A 460-nucleotide genomic window follows, 5' to 3' on the forward strand; every position below is an offset into this window, starting at 1 on the left:
CGATGGTGTCGAGTACACCATCTCCGTCATCATCCGGGTCGTAAATGTCGGCGTTGCCGTCGCGGTCGGTGTCGAGCAAGATCGGGTGCTTCGCTGGCCTCGAACCACCGGAGTTGTAGAAGGAAACGTCGACGGTCGCGTCAAAAACGTCCGGAGTGGCGTTGCCGAGATCGTTATTCGGGGAGACATAGATCGTTCCGTTGTCCACCGACACGTCAATGCCAGGTACAGCCCGCGGCGCAAACACAGTCTCAGCGCGGTTGAATCCGTCACGGAACCGGCCAAACTCGACCACCCGTTGCTGCTTGCCAAGCAGCCGTTCGCTGCCAAACAGGAAGTCGTCCCGTTCGTTCAGCTCGCCAGTGACGATAAAGCTCTCGTGGGAGACGACAGTATCATTCGCTAGAACTTCGAATGAGTACACGTCCCCGCGCTTGGCCGTGGCAGGGATCTTCAGTTC

General features: G+C 58.5%; 1 protein-coding gene. It reads right to left on the minus strand.

Translation table 11 applies throughout. The annotated features are described in order from the left end of the window. Nucleotides 1-460, minus strand: a 460-nt coding sequence (locus tag HUW62_RS47755) for a hypothetical protein (protein ID WP_176438235.1), incomplete at both ends; no start/stop codon positions are given.

It is taken from the genome of Myxococcus sp. AM011 (assembly GCF_013372595.1).
Classification (GTDB): Bacteria; Myxococcota; Myxococcia; order Myxococcales; family Myxococcaceae; genus Myxococcus; species Myxococcus eversor.